The organism is Vibrio glycogenivorans, from assembly GCF_051660965.1.
Taxonomy (GTDB): domain Bacteria; phylum Pseudomonadota; class Gammaproteobacteria; order Enterobacterales; family Vibrionaceae; genus Vibrio.
Genome location: NZ_JBPVIS010000002.1, coordinates 762,032 through 780,817 on the forward strand (window position 1 = coordinate 762,032; position 18,786 = coordinate 780,817).

The following is an 18,786-nucleotide window of genomic DNA, read 5'->3' on the forward strand; positions in this document are numbered from 1 at the left end:
AGCTTAACTGAAACTTGGAATCGTCATATTAGCTTTACAATTAATCGTTACAGCCACGTGCACCAACTAATACTGGGATGCCTTACCACTGAGTGAATCAGAGAGTAAAACTTCATTTAACTTATTGACTGTGAAGTCAATTTCAATTGACCAGCACAATAAGGACGGTTAACATTAACCGTATTTCATTCATCAAAAGCTGAGTTGGTCGCCCTGAATGTATCGATTTCAGACCTTATAAACCACATTAGGTGAACTAATCAATCCATCGAACAATTGAGCAGCGTGCAGCGAAAGTAAACTCGGGGACCGGAAATATACAGGTCCATTCAGTAAGACTGATATCTTGAGTTAACTGAATTTGTTGGTATATTCTTCGACGCTTTAATTGTTGAGTTGCAGCTCAGATGACCATGGCTCAGTTCTCCGCCTGGATTTGTAATGTCTATTAGCTAATAAAATCATACAAATTGGACTAAGTTTCGTTCCAAAAAGATTTACTATTACGGGCAGCTATTTAGGTTAAGGCATTGTGATTCCATCAACTTCCATTCCACAATTATTACATACACCCATTTGGGTCTACTGTTTTGAGACAAAAGCCATCATTTGGGCAAACAACGCAGCACTCCAGCTGTGGGAAGCCGACTCGATTGCTGAACTCAGTAACCGAAATCTTGGTGGGGATATGTCCTTAGCGACATTAGCGACCCTAAATTATTTTCGTTCAATGTTTAAAAAAGGCGAGTCCATCAGAGCCTGGTGGGATTACACCCCAAAAGATAAGCAGAAAAAGACCTTATGCCACTTCTCTGGTGTCACGTTAGACAGCAATGCAGAAGGCATGCTGGTCGAAGTACTCTCTAAAGAGGAGTGTATTCAACGCGCGGTTGCCTTCTCTGAATACTCTAATAATGCCATGCTGATTGATAAACATGGACAGGTCATTAGCTTCAATGCAGCATTCATTCAATCCTACAGCCCAACCGTCACTGAGCTAAGCCAATTCCTAGACTCCTCCACTCTCGCTTCAGAATGGCTATCTGCCGTTAAAGAGGAGAAGGTAATCAACCGTGTCCATCACTGTTTCACCGGACATCAACATTTCTGGTTTCGCATAGAGATGCGTTGGCTTGAGGAGAGCAACCAAATGCTGTTGCACCTAGTCAATATTGATGCAGAGCGGCGCTCCTATCTCGCTGCACGATACGAATCAGACCACGATTTACTGACCAACCTGCTCAATCGCAAAGGGTTATATCGAAAGATAGAAGACAATTATAAAGAGGGTTCTTTTGAGGTCCTTTTCATCGATATTGATGCCTTTAAAGCCGTCAATGACAGCTACGGACACCTTGCCGGTGATCAGTTACTGATTGCGATTGCTAAACGCATTGCAAGTCTACTACCCGAAGATGCATTGCTTGCACGATTCGGTGGTGACGAATTTATTGTTATTATCCCTGAGCAAAACCATATCGCTGATCTGATTGTTGAGCAGTGTGGACTTCCTTTCTATATCGATCAAATTGGAGAGATCAAGGTGGGTTGTAGTATTGGTATCGCCCACTACCCAGAGCACAGTATGAGCATCGATCAACTGTTTAAATTTGCTGATATTGCCATGCTGAGTGCCAAAAAAGCTGGCAGGGGCCTTGTGCACAATTTTGCCGCACCGATGCTCGATAGTATCCGTTACAAGTCGCTACTTCGCCAACAACTCGGTACTGCAATTAAAGAAGAGCACTTTGAACTTCATTATCAACCCATTTATCAGGTAGAAACTGGCGAGATAGCCAGCGTCGAGGCTCTGCTTCGTTGGCACGACCCGCTACTTGGGCAGGTGTCGCCCGCAAACTTTATTCCTTTTGTCGAAGAGTGTGGCATGATGCCAAAGATCGGTCTTTGGGTCATCGAGCAAGCCTGTAAACGACTGAACAATTGGAACGGAACGCGTCACTGGAAGGTCAACGTCAACTTAAGCCCTTGCCAGCTCACAAGTCACTTTGTCGATGATGTCATACAGCTCACCACCAAGTATGGTATCGCACCGGACCAATTAGTCTTTGAAATCACTGAAACCGCCATCGTGCAAAAAGGTGCCTTAGCGCAGGAATGTCTTCAATCGCTGCGCGACAGTGGCTTTGCCCTGCAATTGGATGATTTTGGCTCAGGCTACGCTAACTTCGATAGGATCGCCTCATTACCCATCACAGCGATTAAACTTGACCGCCAATTTGTCAAGCGATGTACGGTACAAAGCCAAGCCATCATTCAAGCCACTCAGCTTATTTGTAATGCATGCGGCTTTGACCTTATTGCCGAAGGGGTTGAGACAGAAGAACAACTCAAGCAAATCAGAACACTCAATATCGACTACTGCCAAGGCTTTTTATTAGCTAAACCGATGCCAGCAGACCAAATTGAGAACATTAACGTTATTTCACCTTATTTTCACTAATGCAGAGGCATTTCGAGGTTTTTATGTCTTCATCTTTTTCTATGCCGTCCTATTACAACGGCAGCTTTAGTGAGCTGGGCTATCAGTTTCTCGCAAATATCGCCAAGCCATATAGCCAACAAGCCAAAGAGTGTGTCATCTTTGCCGTCATGCATTGCTATGATGGCACCTTGCCTTATATCTACGCCCTAGCGGATAATTGTTCCAAGCTTGTTATCGTACCAAAACAGTCGACAATGAAAAACAATCAGCACGTTGTTGAGTCACTCGCTAGTTTTCCCCAGTGTGTGATTGCTGACAGAGGCATTAACAAGCTATCTCTAAATGATAATGGGATTTGTGAACAATTTATCGAGCAGCACACCCAAGGGGCTCCCTTTATTCTACTTGATCATGGTGGCTATTTTGCACAAGCCTCTGCTCACCTCGCAGACTGTTTTGGCAAACAATTTTTCGGCGCGGCTGAGCTCACTGCTAATGGTTATTATAAATATGAGAAAGTCGAGCTTAAAACACCAGTAGTTTCGGTCTCACATATTTCAATAAAAAAACCCGCTGACTACGAGGCTGCTGAATGTATTGTCCATTACTGTGACCATGTGGTCCGTGAGCAGTTCGGCGCTAAACTCAACAATAGCGGCTTCTACAATATTGGAGTTGTTGGTGCTGGGAACCTAGGATTAGGCATTGTTAAGTATCTACAGGGGAAGGGGATCAGTAACCTTCAGGTATCTGATGCTGACCCGCGCAAATTAACTATGCTAACGCGAGATGGTATCAGCGTTCGCTCCATTAAACAGCTTGTCAGTGACTGTAATTTCATCTTCTGTGCAACAGGAAATAAATCCATTCCCTCTGAGCTGTATCGTTACCTTCAACCACACTCGGTCATCACGACAGTGACCTCCGCCGATGATGAACTAGGCCTACCGAGTTTGATTGAGCACGGCCACATTACTTTAAAAAATGAAACACCTTGGCTCTGTGAGTATCAGAGTGAAAGTGGTAACCCCTTTTACCTACTTGCAGGCGGTGACTCTGTAAACACCCTGTTTAAAACAGGTATGGGTGACCCAACAGTCTACCTTTTCGAGGCTGCACATACCCTCGCAGGATTGCAACTGCTTTCCCCCTCATCACAGTGGAAACCCGGACTGCACAAGATAGACGAGTTGAATGAACGTATGATTGCGATAGAGTGGCTCCACCATTTTTACGATTACCAGTAATCAGGGAAGTTAAACCACTAAAGCCTGCCATTTTGACATCCAAAATGAGTTAGAAAATTAGGCCTCCCTCACTGCCAACAGGGCCGATACAAATGAGATAAGTAAATCCAACGACTCAAGAGCACTTTTTTGGCCCAAGTTCACAAACCCAAAAGCCAGCAGGATAAACCCACTGGCTTTTAATTAAATCACCCTCTCTATTATTTAACAAGAAGGCTTCAACCAACACTCACTCAGATGTGCAGAGCTATATTAGTTGGGTTCTATTGAGCGTAGATACTCACACCATCTTTGATCGTTTCTAGTACCGAAATATCCTTAATTTTCATAGGATCGATATCTAGAGGGTTCGCATCCAAGACAGTCAGGTCAGCACGCTTACCAACCTCAATTGAGCCTTTTTCAGCCTCTTCGAAGTTCTGGTAGGCACCGTGAATCGTGATCGCTTCCAGAGCTTGATATGGGCTGATTTTGTGCCACTCGCCTAAAGTTTGGCCACTGCGCGTTACTCGGTTGACTGCCGTCCACATCAACGTGGTCATATCCGGGAACAATACCGGTGCATCCATGTGAATGGTAAACATCAAGTCATGCTCATTCGCCCATCCCATTGGAGAGATGTGTGAAGCACGCCATGGGCCCAACACTGAATCACGGTGATAATCACCCCAGAAATAAGTGTGCGCAGCGAAGAAAGATGGGATCATCCCCAGACTTTTCATTTTCTCAATCTGATCTAGACGTGCGGTCTGAGCGTGGATCATCACAGTACGGTGATCTAACTCTGGGTATTGCTCAACCGCATTCTGCACAGCGTTGATTAAGATATCACCGGCAGCGTCACCATTAGCATGAGACAGGACGTGTGCGCCATCCTCGTAGGCTTTTAATACAAATTCATTCATATCCGCTTGCGGCATGACTGGATAACCATGGTAATGCAGCGAATGACTGTGTGGTGGCTCAAAGTAAGGGGTCGAAAGGTACGCCGTTTTACCTTGTGGAGAGCCATCACCAACCATCTTGATCCCCGCCAGCATCACGCCATTGTTGTACTCACGCATTGGGAACGTTTCACGAGCTAGGTCATAGTCGGTCCATTTTGCATACAGATGAAGATCGATTTTGAACAAACCAGCCTCTGCCATTTGTGCAATAGCTGGTATCAGGTTACCGGTCATCGCACCTTCTTGGGTGGTTGTGATACCGTACTTGACGTACATATCCTGAATCTTCTCGATTTTAGCCTCTGCCTCACCAGGTGACATGATCAAGTGAGGAAAAATCGGATAAATCGCACTTTCTTCTAATACGCCAGTAAGCTCACCATTTTCAGCGCGATGAACGACACCACCGTCAGGGTTTTTAGACTCAGACGTGTAGTCCATGCGCTCAAGTGCAGCGCTGTTACACACGGCAATGTGGCCAGAGATATGCACGGTACAAACCGAGTAATCACCCGTTACCTCATCCAACTCCCAGCGCGTTGGGTGGCGCGCTTCAGCAAGCTCTGCATTGTCGTAACCCCAAGCAGCGTGAATACGGTCATTGGGTAGATTAGGGTCGCTGAAATGCGCTTTTAATGCAGCTTGATAATCAGCAATATTGTTCACCTTCCCCATAGGTGCAGGATAAAGGAACGGGTTGGTGATCACTGGCAAATACTGCATGAAGTGGCCATGCGTATCAATAAAACCTGGCGTTACGGTCTTACCCGCAAAATCACGCACAACGGTGTTAGCACCTTTTTGTTCTAGAACCGCTTTGTTGCTACCAACAGCAGTAATAAGCCCATCTTTAATTGCCACCGCTTGCGCACGATCGGTTTCGCCCGTCACGGTGATAATATCGGCATTCGTCAGGATTAGGTCTGCTTCGGCCAGGGCGTGACCAGATGCAAGTAGTATTGCCAGAGTTAGTGTTGTTCTTTTCATATAATTTAATTACCTAGAGTTTCAATCTACCTACAAAGTAGGCTTGGGTATTTTATGAAAAGTATATTGAACTTAAAAACCGCTTTTGTTAGGTTAGCCCTGTCAAAAAAGAGCTATTAGTAGACACTAAAATGTACAGTATCGAGCAAGTAAAAGCCTTCATAAATACTTATGAATCAGGTTCATATAGTAAAGCAGCCAAGCGATTGGGTCGTAACCGTACCAGTGTACGTGAGTTGGTAAAAAGCCTTGAGGATGTTTGGGACGTTACCTTGTTCAATATTGTTGGTCGTACTGCCGAGCCAACAGCAGAGGCACAAGCACTCTACTATCGAGCCTCTATCTTACTAAGAAACCACGAGCTGCTCGCCGCACACAGCAAGGTCGTGGCCGACGCCGATGGCTATGTGCTTACAGTCGCACTGGATCACTATGTTCCAAGCAGTTTAGTTGCTGAGGTTGAACAGGCACTGCTTGAGCGCTACCCCACTGTAGAAGTCCGCTGGTTAATGATCCCTCGACAAGAGGCGCTTGACGGACTGATTAATGGCTCCTGTGACTTTGCCTTGCTCGAAGGTCGAGGTAAAACACACGCAGAAAAAGAGGTCGAGATCAGCTTGATCGGCTACTGTCGACTGAACGTTTACGTCGGTAAAAACTCGCCCTTATTGGAATCTCAGCCAATCTCTGTCGGCAGACTTGAGCTTGAACCACAGTACATCCACTCTCTTGATGCACAAAATCAGGGAGCCATTAGGCGCCTTTCTACTAATTGCCGCGAGGCCGGCAATGACGAACTGATAATCAAACTGTTGGAGGCGGGGGGATATGCTTGCTTACCTTTTGAAGTCGGGGAGCAAGCGGTAAAAATGGGGCGGCTAAAGCGTCTCAATACTGAACTGACACAAGCCAAAGAGACCCTCTTACCGATAACGCTATTCTACCCGACTAAAAACCGCAATCATGGTGTAGTGAGTACAGCGATAGAGCTGTGTAAACAAGCTGGATCGCAATTTCTTAAATAAACCTATATAAATTGGACTCAGCTGCTTCTATGAGCACCCCTCATGAAAAATAACCTTTCATAGAATGAAGTTAATAAAAAAGCCAGTGAGAAAGACCCACTGGCTTTATTATTAACACCCTAACATCGAGTTATTCTGACTTAACTCTATCTTTCTATCGAATTAGAAGAACCACTTAACGCCAATTTCAGCTTTTAGTTCAACATCACCTTCGATCTCCACACCACCAGGAGTTACAATATCTGCACTACCATATTGCAGTTTAGTCATTAGCCACTGAGTACGGTTTTGCTTGATTGGCGCGTTAAACATCACGTTAAATGCACTTGATTCCATTTCAACCACATCACCTTCAACTTTAAAGTACTCAGGCCATGCTTGAATAAACGCACCTGCATCACCAATTGGTTGTGTTACAAACAGGTTTGCCATGAAGCCATCTGCTGACTTACCCATAACGTTACCCGTAGTGTAGGCTAGGTTCGGGAATACCATCGCACCAAAGGTGTACTGTGGATTGATCAAACCAACGGCACCAACCGAAAGTAGCGTGGTATCATCACCCGGCGTTTTTTGGTGGATCAAATCAGTCGAGATACCAACACGTGGCATTAGCGGGTTGTCCAATGCGTGAACTTGGAAGTATTGAGCGCGACCATTTTGATAATCTACACCAAGCTTATCCTTTTCCTCTGCTTTTGCTTTGTCATTACCAAAGTTACCCTCAACAAAACCAGCAAACTGGATATCTTCACTCCAAGCACCGGTAAACATGGCAGAAACACGCACATCAGCATCAGAGGTCACAAACACTGCAGCTTGTGTGTAAACACGGGTTAGATCAGATGGGTCAATAACCTCTGACTCTTCTGCAAATGCCACTGGAGCCGCTAGTGCAGCCAACATAGAAGTTGTAATAAGTTGCTTTTTCATCATTTTACCTTAAAAAATACGACCACTATGAATCCTTTCGCGCAGTACTTTGTTTATATTTTGGTTTGTCACTTCTATAAACACGCTCACTGTTCAAACAACAAGGTATTTATAAGAATTACTCATTACTGTGAACATCTCTTTCCACAGTAGGAAACATCTCCTTGGTCAAATGCATGTTCATATTTAACGCCCACCTAATGACCAAGGATATTATTTATTTAATTGCGAGATTTAAATTTTTCACGCAGGGTTTGGAACACAGCGTAGAAACCAGGGGTCATCACTGAACCGACCGCAAGTACCACCATCATTCCGCCAAGTAGCGCAAGGCCAGTCGTATTTTGCGAGATCGCACCAGCACCTTGTGCAAATACCAGTGGCAAAATACCCAAGATGAATGACCAAGAGGTCATATTAACCGCTCTAAAGCGCATCTTACCGCCCTGAATTGCTGCCTCTTCAATCGATAGCTTGTCGTCCTCACGCTTAATCTTCGAGAACTCCACCATCAAGATGGCGTTTTTCGCCGCAAGAGAGATCAAGAGGATCAAACCAATCTGACCGTAGATCGACAGTGCTTGACCACCAAGCAGTAGCGCTGCGTACGTTCCCACCGCTGCCGTTGGTGCAACGATGATGATCGCCGCCGGCAGAGCCCAAGATTCGTACTGAGCCACAAGGAACAGATAGATAAACACCAGTGCAAGGATTAGAGCAATCTGGGCGGTATTGCCCGCTTGCTTCTCTTGGAAGGCCATGTTGGTCCATTCGTAGGTATAGCTGTCACTCAACAACTCTTGTGCTACGCGCTCCATTGCCGCAATCGCTTCACCTGAAGAGTAGCCCGGTGCTGGGTTTAGCTGCAGGCGCGCCGCTGGCAGCATGTTATAACTGGTGACCAAGTCTGGTTCAAGTGTCGGTTTGATAGAGGCAAAGGTAGACAGCGCCACTTGCTCGCCAAAGGTTGACGGAACATGAATGCGTAACACATCGTCAAGATCATCACGCTGCTCACCTTTTGCTTGAACAAACACACGGTAGCTACGGCCATTAAGCGCAAAGTCATTCACATAAGCAGAAGCTAAGTGGGTCGCCATCGCATCATTAATCGCGCCCAGAGTTACGCCCATTTGACGCGCTTTTTCGCGGTCAATCTCAACACTGTAGTGCGGTACGTTGGCACGATAGGTTGTCATTGCGTTAGTGATTTCTGGGGCTTGGTTTGCCGCAGCCATCAACGCATAGGTCATGCTTGCAAGGTCTTGCGCGCTACCACCAGCCGTATCTTGAACCATAAACTCAAGTGCATCACCCACACCGATACCCGGAATTGGTGGCAGACCCATGGTGATACTCATCGCTTTGTCAATCGCAAACAACTGACGGTTTAGACGTTGCACCACATCGGCTTGAGTATGCTCACCTTCCATTGCAAGGCGCTCATCCCAGTCTTTGAGGTTAATAAACATCGTCGCCGAGTTCGACGCCAGACCACCAGTCAGCGCGTTAAAGCCAATGGCACCTGCGTAATCTTCAATAGCAGGATCATTGTTAAGGATTTCCTCGGCCTTCTTGATCAGCTCATGGGTACGCTCTTTCGATGCGTTATCCGGCAAGAACATCGCCATTGCCAGCACGCCCTTGTCCTCTGAAGGCACAAACGCAGTCGGTAGTCGCTCGTTCATCGCCACAACCGATGCAATCGCAACAGCAAACGTGATAAGGAGTACAGCAACTTTGCGCACCATCAAGGTTACCGCTTTGCCGTAAACATTGGTGACTTTATCAAAGCCTTTGTTAAACAGCAGGAACCATTTCGCCGGTGTCTCGTTACGCTTCATCACCATGGCACACAGCGCTGGCGACAAGGTCAATGCATTGATTGCAGAGAGTACCAGAGCAATACAGATAGTGATCGAGAACTGAGCAAACATCAAGCCAGTGATCCCCGGAAGCAATGCAACCGGAATAAATACCGCCAGCATAACCAAGGTCGAAGCGATAATTGGGCCCGTCACCTCTTTCATTGCTTGCACAGTCGATTGCTTGGCATTCCACTGCGGGTTCTCTTCAAGGATACGCTCGACGTTTTCCACCACAAGGATCGCGTTGTCCACCACGATACCAATCGCTAGGATCAGGCCAAATAAGGTCACTGTGTTGATACTAAAGCCACCCATTTGCATAAAGGCAAAGGTACCAATCAGAGAAACCGGGATAGCAACAACCGGCGCTAGTGTCGCACGGATATTACCCAAGAACAGATAGGTTACTGCCACAACCAGCAATACCGCGACAAACAAGGTCTCGACGATACTCTTAATCGATGCATCAACTGACAAGGTTGTGTCATAAGGGATCGAGTAGGTCATGTCGGCTGGCAACAGGTCTTCAATCTCTTTCAAGACCGCTTTCACCGCCGCGCCAGTGTCAAGTGCATTGGCATCCGGGTTAGCCTGCATGCTCACCAAGGCTGCTGGACCACCGTTATAAAGCGCATACGCATCGTAGATCTGCGCACCAATCTCGACTTTCGCCACATCACCCAGGTATACGTGTGTCCCGTTTGGCAGGGTACGAACAATGATCTGTTCAAACTCTTCAGCGGAATTTAGACGACCTTGAGTGATCAAGTTAAACTGCAGTGCGCTGTTCTGACGGCTCGGTCCTTGACCGATACGACCGGCCGGTGAAACCGCATTTTGCTCACGAATCGCGTTCTTAACTTCAACCGTGCTCACGCCAAGCGTCGCCATACGGTCAATATCAAGCCATACACGCATACCGTAGGTCGCACCAATCAGCTCACTGTTAGCAAGACCTGGAACACGCGCAATTCGTTCCATAAAGTTGGCTTCAACCCAAGTGTTCATCTCTAGCTCAGAGATAGACTCAGAAGGCGAGTAAAATGCGATAGCAAGCAAGTCATCCGGCGCGGCTTTACGAATACGAACGCCACGGGCACGAACATCGAATGGCAACATGTTTTCCGCCACCGCGACACGGTTAGATACGTTAACCATCGCCATGTCCGAGTCGACACTGTTGTCAAAGGTGATGTTAAGGAAGTAACGACCATCGTTGGTTGAGCGTGACTGCATGTACACCATGCCATCAACACCGTTCACTTCCTCTTCGATTGGGTTACCAATCACCTCTTTAACCGTTTCCGCGCTCGCACCTGGCATAAAGGCCACAACACGAACCTGCGGCGGAGTGACACTCGGGTACTCCGCAATTGGCATAGTTTTGATTGCGATCAAACCGATTAGAGTCAGAAATATCGATATAACAAACGCAAACTTAGGGCGTTCGATAAAAAATTTACTTAGCATCTGGTCTACTCCGCGATCACCACAGAATCACCTTCGCGAATACGCTGCAAGCCACCGGTAATCACGGCATCTTGTGGCTGTAGACCTGCGGTAATAAATACGTCTTGCTCAAGTCGATCGGTTACCTCAACCTCAACCTTGGTTGCGGTGCCGTTATCCACGATGAAGACATACTGAGACAAGGCATCTTGGTGTACGGCTTTGTGAGGAACCGTTACACCCGCCATAGGCTCACTTGGTCTTAGGCCAACACGGACATATTGATTTGGACGGTAAGCCATCTCCTCATTAGCAAACTCAGCCGCCACTTCAATCGCGCCCGTTGATGGGTTGATTTTATTGTCCACAAAGCTGATCTCGCCCAAGTCAAACTCTTCTTGACCTTCTAGGTGCAAGCTGACTAGGTCACGATCATCATCTTGAAGCTTATGACGAGCTAAATCAGACTCTTTGATTGAGAAGCTCGCCTCAATTGGGTGAATTTGCACAATGTCAGTCAATGGACCGAAGTTCGGCCCTACCATGTCACCAATTGAGAAATTGGTTTTACCCAGCTGACCGCTGTACGGCGCTCGAACTTTGGTTTGCTCAAGGTTATCTTGTTGCACCACTAAATTGGCTTTAGCCGATTGCACACGCGATCTCGCCATCGATAGCTCAGCCGCACTGACATCCAGCTGCGCTTGAGATACACCACCGGTTTTAAGCATATTTTGGTTACGTTTGTGGTTTAGCTCAGTCAAAGCCAACGCTGCGGTTGCTTCTTCAAGCGTTGCACGCGCAGCATCAAGCGCTGCCTCGTAAGAGGTTGGGTCGATCTCAAACAGAACGTCGCCTTTTTCGACCATGGCGCCATCTTCAAAGCGCTTGCTGAGCAAGTAGCCCATAGTGCGTGGGGTAAGCTTGGCCGATTCAATTGCCTGCATACGACCAACAAAATGATGGGTTGGACTATGTTCAAAGGCTTGTGATTTAACGACAGTGACTGGTTTGGCTGCAGGCGCTGCCGCTTGCGGTGCGTTATCAGAAGAGTCACCACAGCCGGTAAGAAGTAATGCCGTTGCTAAATACAAGGGGCGTATTTTCATTGTCTATCTCTTTTATTCACTTGTTGTTGCCATTAAAGGGCTTTTTTAGATGTCAGTGCATTCACGTCAATAAGGTCTTGCTCTGTGAGCTCACCAGCAAGAAAACGCAGTTGTAAAGAGGCGATCAAGAAGTCAATCTGCGAATTACTTAATTGCTGCCTTGCTTGGTACAGCTGGGTGGTAGCATTGAGCACATCGACGATGGTGCGATTGCCCACTTCAAAGCCTTGCTCGGTTGCCGCTAGGGCTGATTTCGCAGAGCGGACCGCCTGCTGATAAGCAAGTTGCGCACTTTCTAATGCACGAAGGTCTTTTTCAGTGCTGCGGATATCTCGCGTGACTTCACGCCAGGTTTGCTCTTGAAGTTGCAAAGATTGCTGATACTGAATATTGGCTTGTTCCACCTTGCTGGTCGTAGCACCCCCGCGGTAAACAGGTAGGCTCATCGCAATGCCAGCAAATATTGTCGAGTTGTTATCTAGGTCGACAAAATCACCCTTTTTCTCACCCATGCCGTTGTTACGTGACTGTGAGGCAAAGGCATAGCGGTACTCCGCAACCAGGCCAAGACTTGGCATATGTCCTGCCTCAGCCAAGGCAATTTGCTCACGTGACAACGATACAAGCTGCTGCTGGATCTGCATCTGTGGGTTCGCTTTCTGGGCTTTCTGTTCCCACTGACTGAATGTGGCTTTTGGTGCCTCAAACTGCACTTGGGTAAGTTCTAGTGGCAATACTGATTCGTAACTCTTGCCAGTCAGTTCATAAAGTGCATCCAGCGCTTTATCAACACTGTTTTCAGCAAAGATCACAGACGTCAACGACAGGTCGTACTGAGCTTGAGTCTCTTTAACGTCATTCTCTGGCACAAGACCATTAGCAAAACGATGCTTCATCTGAGCTAATTGCTCGCCAATCGCCTCTAGATTCGCCTGCGCCTGTTTCAAGCTTTCTTGCTGCTTAAATGCGTTAAGGTAACTCGCCGCCACATTGAGCTTTAATCCTTCTAAGGCAATTTGATAGCTAACTCGAGTTAACTGGGTAGTTTGCTCAGCCAAACGTGCACTGGCATTAAGCTCTGAGTTATAAAGATTTTGCCCCGCACGTAGCGATGCTTCAGCACCTTGACCATCGGTTTCATTCATCGTGGTCCAATCATTGCGCAGTGCCCCGTACTGCAGCCCGGCATCAACTTGTGGTCGATATAATCCGGAAATTTGCTCCTGCTGACGTTGCGCGCGTTCGATTTCGTAGGCTGCCGACTTAAGCTCTGGATTATTCTCCAGTGAGTCTTTGTACAAGCTCGATAGATTTACCGCGCTCGCATTCGCGTTGGCACAAAAGAGGGTCAAACTAATGCACAGAGACAAGATGTTTTTATTGTTCATACTGGTCGCCCATTTAGTGGTCTTGTATTCGTCAATTGGGTGTAATTGATGAAAAATGCAGGGCTATTGTTGCGTTTTGGTCAAAAAAACGAGAGGAAGGGCGTTATCGTACTTTGTTTTGGATCATAATTTGCTAGTGAATTTCGGCAAAATCGTGGACAAGCTCTGGCATCCTTGTTATTTAATTAATTACTTATTAATTGAAATGGTCAGACCATGTACCAGTTAAAAGCCCAAATCACTTGGTTTAATCAGCAAAAAGGCTTCGGCTTTGCCGCGCCAGACATTGCACCCATCGATGTGCTTATAGATGTGAACTCACTCGATACGCCAGACTTACAGTTAAGCGCTGGAGACCGCGTGTACGTTGAAGTGTCAAAAGATCGTGATGGTCGCTTTCAAGCCCACAAAGTTATTCTGTTGTAGTCTGGAGCCATAATGACAATCACTCCAAAACAAGGTCGACCTAAGCTGACTGAAACGGTAAAGTTAGAGCGTAAAGTCGCTGGGCAATACATTAAGCTTATTGGACTGCGTAAACAACTGCGAGCCAGTGTGGTTAAGATGCACCCATCTCTAACATCAGCCCAGCAAGAATCACTAATTCAACCTATCTTAACCGCCGCGGAAGAGTACCGATTTTGGTCTCAGCTAGATAACGATCTACTTGCCATTCAAAGACACGCTTGCGCGCAAACTCGCTTCGAACAACTGAACGGCGCGATAACTAGGCTTTTGGATCAGCTTATCAATAGCTATGAGCTGATTTTTTTCACTCGTCAGGAGCTAGAGCAAGCCAAATCCGGACAGCAGCCGCAACAAATCGAGCACTGGGCAGATGTGCTCAATCAGATAAAGTCTCAGTCGGTCATCACCCAAACTCAAAGGCTTTATCAATTAGCGAGACACCTGCATACCTTGTTAAATCCTACCTTTCAGATTGAGCAGGTGACGAGTGTTCGTGCGATTATTCGAAGTGTATTGATACTGATTAAACACTATCGCCTGAACGTGGTTTATCGCTGCTCGCTGGAAAAGAATCAAGGCCAGTCCATCGCTGGCCGTCCCTCTGCTGGGCGCCCCTTAGCTGGGCGCCCTAGCATTCCACTACCAATACAAGTTGTGCGGGCTGAAGAAGAGTTGATCGTGCTATTCAATCAGCTCACACTACTTTATAAATACCACCAGCAGGAGATACCGACCCCTCGAGCCATTGCAGAAAAATACCACCGAGTGCGCTCATCGTCTCTTGGACGCCCAAAGCTAAGCGAACGCCAGAAGCTCGAAAAAGCGATTGTTAAAAAACAACAGGAGATCACAAACTTGCTCGACACGCATGTGGATAGTGCTCAGCCTGAGACTCAATCGCCGCCACGCCGAGGACGCAAACCTCTCACGTTCGAACAAAAATATCAAAAGCTCATGCAAGAGCTCTCCGCTCTTAAGCTGCAAATTGAATAAAAGTTTGGGCCAGTGTAATGCAATGGGGAGCTGAAGAGATAGGTAATTTTAGAGTGTTATCACAACAATCATCATGTTGATGTTTTTACAACATGTTATATTATTGCCCGGCTCGTTTAGGGCAGATAACTCTTAAGTATTCATCAAGACACATATTAAACTCTATGAGCTACTACTTGTTAAATCAGTCCGTTGTCTACGATGGGCTCACAGGGAAGCTTGTATCACTAAGGAATGGTCAACATCGTCAACTACGCTCTAACGAGTGGAAATTGTTGCAGCTGTTCATCGACAACGCTGGGCGTGATATCACTGTCCAAGATATTTTAGAGTCTATTTGGCAAAGCAAACGCGCGAAATCAAGTGCGATAACCGCCATTAAAAATCTGCGTCATCAACTGGATGATAAAGTTGAGGCGCCAACTTATATCCAGACTCAAGTCATGTCCGGATATGTGTTTATCGCCACAGCGACAACATTAACCCAGGCTGAACTGAATCGGGTGCTAGCACCCCATCGTTCAAAGCTCGCACTTATATCCTCATGGCTCTACCAAGTCCGCTGGCAAGTGGGGTGCTATCTTACTAATGCCCTAAGCTTGGCTATTATCGTTGCAAGTACGCTATCACTCTTTAGGCTTGGTGCTTTTGACCAGTACATTACTACTCGGCAAAGCACGCGCGTGATCCCAATGACGATATCCACGACGAATGGCAAAGCCCCAAGCGAGCGTGATATCCGAACCTGCAATTCGCTTTTGATCGATGCCCAGCAAACATCGCGTCTCTATCAGCTGCCGGTGACCTGGGAGCCTAATCACTCATATCCGACATTAACTTGGTCAACCGATACTCGAGAGCTACTTAAATGCCATCTACCATCCACAAGTTTGTAACTGCCCTGCTGTTTTTACTCGCGGTCGGTCTGTGCACGCTTGACAAAGTGTATCGAAATACCAATCCACTCACTCAAGTCAATATCGGCAGTACGTGGGAATTCACTCACCGCGGCTATCCAAGTCAATTTGGCTATCTCTCTAACTTATTAGACTTGAGAGTCGTAGAGACACGCTCTCAACTCTATATCGATACTGATAGAACCATTCAAGCCCTTGCATTTAGATTGTTTAGCTCGGAGAAAATGATTGGTGAGTTCGTGATTCAATTTGATATCCAATGGGAGATGGAGAACAACTATATTCACGTGTCGGTGAAGGAGAAGAAGGCGCAGATCAATTACGTGTCACCGGGCTTCGACATTGACCCATTCCGCGCGATGCTTGTCGATTTTATCCATGATATTTATCGCGAACCGAGAGAACTCCTCTCAGCAACCAATCTAGAACTGGTTTCCGATATCCCTTACCTTGGCATCGTTCGTATAAAAAGAATTCCCGAGCCGACACTTATCAAGTTCTAAACTCGCACACTTAATTCCCAGTCAACCATGATGCGCCGCTATGGTCGACTACTACACTCGTCCACCTGTTTGTTTGGCTTATATTTTCAGCCTTACGTTACCATTCCAAATGCATACATCAGCTGCTCACCTAACGCCATAACCATTATGTTCACCTAGAAATTGGGTGAGTGACCTCTGCCTAACAAACTCTTCTTAACGTCACTGTCGTTTCTGACAAGGATCACACTATCCTCACCAAACGATAGTTCACGCGAGTGAAACGTCTATCAAGTCAAATTAATTTCAATGAATACCTATATAAAACAATGCATTAAATGGTCTTATAAAAATATCTAATTTAGTTTTCTCATCTAATTTTCCTCTACTCTGCCCTAGTACTCTGGCTAGGTGACGTTTATGTTTATTTTAAATAGTCCCAAAGTTAGCGATCTCACAAGGCTAATGCAGGACATTATTCGTAGCGTCAGGGAAGACCAAATAGCAATACTCCCTAAGGAAAGGGATTCAATTATTGAGCAAATCGATTTGCTGATCGAGCAGGCTTCAGGCGCGCAGCAATATCAGGTTGCCGATCTCAATCAAGCTTTGGCGCTGTTAGAGCGAATCTCTATTGTGGTCAACTTGAATCGATACGCTCACCTATCAAACAACATTAAGAGAGCAAAAGGGCTAATTGGTGCGTTAAAAACTGGTTCAGAAAAGACTCCCCCAGCAAGTACCAGCTTGTTGGTCGCGTATTTGAGCACGCACGGCATTATTTCCAATTCTGCCGAGCTTCACCATGGCAATAAAGCCAGTATCACCTCTGCCTACCAGAACGGTTCACTCTCACTGAGTGAGGCCATTGACGCCTTTGAGGCCATCGTTGCTTGCAGTAATAAATTACATTTAAGCCAGTTATCTCGCGCTTGTTAGTTACTATAAAAAGGAAGTTCATCCATGACCAACGCGGTTCGTTTCATCACCCTACCCTTAATCATAATGAGTGCCAGCGGCGTCGCCAGCGCCGACTTTAACCACACACTTAGTGGCGACTGGGGCGGTGTGCGCTCTACCCTCAATAGCAAAGGACTCAACTTCGATATTGAGTACACCAATACCTTGCAATCTGCCGTTGCTGGCAGCGAGCATAGCGAACTCAACAACTCTCACCGTTTTGACATGATCACTAACCTAGATCTCGAGAAAATGGGGCTGTGGGAAGGTGGCAAGCTAACTTCACAACTGGTGGCCCGCGGGGGTACAGCGAATGATTTTGGCTATGCCGGGCTGTCAGTGCCTAATGCTGGTCAGTATGGTCACGACGAAGATGTCTTTATCTCTTCTCTGTTCTATACCCATCTGTTTTCCTCATCAACTAACTTGCTTATCGGTAAGATTGATGCCTTTGAGTTGTTAAGAAATGCACCATTCTATGGCGGAGCAACACGCCACGGATTTTTGAACGTTGCCTTTGCTGCGCCACCAAGCGGTGTTACACCTCCTTCTTTTGTTGGTGCAATTGCCAATCACACTATCGATAATATCCGCTTAAGTGGCATGATCTACGATCCTCGTGACCGTTATACAAATAACCTAGACATGAGTGGTCTATTTAAGGATGGGATGAACGTCAGCCTCTCTGCGACCTACAATACTGAATGGTTGAGCCGCAGCAGCTCTATCTCAACCTCGTTTACCTACAGTACGGAAGAGGGGACCGACTTCAGCTCAATTGAGTCAATAGTGAATGGCGCGACCAGTCAATATAAGTACAATGCTCGCATACAAGTCAACCATAACCTAGTTGAGCGCGATGGCGACAGCTGGGGTATTTATCTGCGTGCCGCGCTTGCTGATGGTAACCCGAACATTATCGATGGTACCGTTGTTGGTGGACTAGGAGGTAGTGCGCTGTTCTTCGACCGACCAATGGATACTTGGGGCGTAGGCTACTACTACTATGACCTATCTAATGATCTACAAGACAGCATTAACGATACTGCAGATATGAAACTACTTCAGGATGAGAGTGGCTTTGAGGCCTTCTACGCCTACCAAGCGCTACCATGGCTAACGCTAACCGGTGACATTCAGTATGTTGTGCCAGCCTTGAGTACCGATTCCGCAGCATGGGTAGCGGGTCTACGTACCAATATTCGCTTCTAAGCCGAAGACCTAGTACGAACTATAAAAGAGTGACCAAGCGGTCACTCTTTTTTTCGCGTCGAGCCATCCCCCACTTACACGGTCCGTATTTTGCTCACCTTACCTTTAGCTCTCTTCCGACCAATGCTCCTCTTTGCGCTCAGTAACATCTCTCCCAGTTCAAGTCAGTTCTATTAATCACAACGATTGTGCCCCCTTACAAACCGTGCTGCGACCCTAAAATCTACACCTTGAGGTCACCTAGGCATAAGCCCCTTCGACAACAGGCTCTATGGCCGACTCATGATGCGGCACTAAGGTGCTATTAGTTAGTAATTTAAAATTAGCAAAATAATTTCGATCCTCGTCAATTTTTATT

At 46.5% G+C, this 18,786-nt stretch carries 14 protein-coding genes; 9 read left to right on the plus strand and 5 right to left on the minus strand.

The window, feature by feature from the left end; translation table 11 throughout:
• Window positions 1-532: 532 nt before the first annotated feature.
• A complete protein-coding gene (locus ACSTTG_RS08035; RefSeq protein WP_438474388.1) occupies window positions 533-2,461 on the plus strand; it encodes a putative bifunctional diguanylate cyclase/phosphodiesterase in 1,929 nt (642 codons plus the stop codon).
• A gap of 23 nt (window positions 2,462-2,484) precedes the next feature.
• Entirely contained in the window at window positions 2,485-3,690 is a 1,206-nt protein-coding gene (locus ACSTTG_RS08040) for a Rossmann-fold NAD(P)-binding domain-containing protein (protein ID WP_438474389.1), read from the plus strand.
• A 263-nt stretch (window positions 3,691-3,953) separates the two neighbouring features.
• Here the strand turns inward: ACSTTG_RS08040 and ACSTTG_RS08045 are convergent, their stop codons facing one another.
• A complete protein-coding gene (locus ACSTTG_RS08045) occupies window positions 3,954-5,624 on the minus strand; it encodes an amidohydrolase (RefSeq protein ID WP_438457761.1) in 1,671 nt (556 codons plus the stop codon).
• 131 nt (window positions 5,625-5,755) lie between these two features.
• On the opposite strand from ACSTTG_RS08045, the gene ACSTTG_RS08050 reads away from it, so the two are divergent.
• Complete coding sequence (locus tag ACSTTG_RS08050; RefSeq protein ID WP_438474391.1) at window positions 5,756-6,649, plus strand: LysR family transcriptional regulator; 894 nt, start codon at window positions 5,756-5,758, stop codon at window positions 6,647-6,649.
• 162 nt (window positions 6,650-6,811) lie between these two features.
• On the opposite strand, the gene ACSTTG_RS08055 is transcribed toward ACSTTG_RS08050, so the two are convergent.
• From ACSTTG_RS08055 to ACSTTG_RS08070, 4 genes are all read right to left on the minus strand, one after another.
• Window positions 6,812-7,582 carry a hypothetical protein gene (locus tag ACSTTG_RS08055; RefSeq protein ID WP_438474393.1) on the minus strand — a complete coding sequence of 257 codons (771 nt, stop codon included), beginning with the start codon at window positions 7,580-7,582 and terminating at the stop codon, window positions 6,812-6,814.
• Window positions 7,583-7,803: 221 nt separating this feature from the next.
• Entirely contained in the window at window positions 7,804-10,920 is a 3,117-nt protein-coding gene (locus tag ACSTTG_RS08060; RefSeq protein WP_438474394.1) for an efflux RND transporter permease subunit, read from the minus strand.
• Between the two features lie 5 nt (window positions 10,921-10,925).
• Window positions 10,926-12,008 (minus strand): efflux RND transporter periplasmic adaptor subunit, encoded by a 1,083-nt coding sequence (locus ACSTTG_RS08065; RefSeq protein WP_438474395.1) that lies wholly within the window; start codon window positions 12,006-12,008, stop codon window positions 10,926-10,928.
• 32 nt (window positions 12,009-12,040) lie between these two features.
• Window positions 12,041-13,396 carry a TolC family outer membrane protein gene (locus ACSTTG_RS08070; RefSeq protein ID WP_438474396.1) on the minus strand — a complete coding sequence of 452 codons (1,356 nt, stop codon included), beginning with the start codon at window positions 13,394-13,396 and terminating at the stop codon, window positions 12,041-12,043.
• A gap of 216 nt (window positions 13,397-13,612) precedes the next feature.
• On the opposite strand from ACSTTG_RS08070, the gene ACSTTG_RS08075 reads away from it, so the two are divergent.
• The 6 genes from ACSTTG_RS08075 (at window position 13,613) to ACSTTG_RS08100 (ending at window position 18,428) form a co-directional block, all read left to right on the plus strand.
• A complete protein-coding gene (locus ACSTTG_RS08075) occupies window positions 13,613-13,822 on the plus strand; it encodes a cold shock domain-containing protein (RefSeq protein WP_438474397.1) in 210 nt (69 codons plus the stop codon).
• A gap of 12 nt (window positions 13,823-13,834) precedes the next feature.
• Complete coding sequence (locus tag ACSTTG_RS08080) at window positions 13,835-14,857, plus strand: hypothetical protein (RefSeq protein ID WP_438474398.1); 1,023 nt, start codon at window positions 13,835-13,837, stop codon at window positions 14,855-14,857.
• Window positions 14,858-15,021: 164 nt separating this feature from the next.
• Complete coding sequence (locus ACSTTG_RS08085) at window positions 15,022-15,753, plus strand: winged helix-turn-helix domain-containing protein (protein WP_438474399.1); 732 nt, start codon at window positions 15,022-15,024, stop codon at window positions 15,751-15,753.
• Window positions 15,726-16,277 carry a hypothetical protein gene (locus tag ACSTTG_RS08090; protein WP_438474400.1) on the plus strand — a complete coding sequence of 184 codons (552 nt, stop codon included), beginning with the start codon at window positions 15,726-15,728 and terminating at the stop codon, window positions 16,275-16,277. The genes ACSTTG_RS08085 and ACSTTG_RS08090 overlap by 28 nt, the downstream gene beginning before the upstream one ends.
• A gap of 399 nt (window positions 16,278-16,676) precedes the next feature.
• The gene (locus ACSTTG_RS08095; protein ID WP_438474401.1) at window positions 16,677-17,195 is read left to right on the plus strand and encodes a hypothetical protein; all 519 of its coding nucleotides are present in this window, start codon (window positions 16,677-16,679) and stop codon (window positions 17,193-17,195) included.
• A 24-nt stretch (window positions 17,196-17,219) separates the two neighbouring features.
• Complete coding sequence (locus ACSTTG_RS08100) at window positions 17,220-18,428, plus strand: carbohydrate porin (RefSeq protein ID WP_438474402.1); 1,209 nt, start codon at window positions 17,220-17,222, stop codon at window positions 18,426-18,428.
• Window positions 18,429-18,786: the final 358 nt, after the last annotated feature.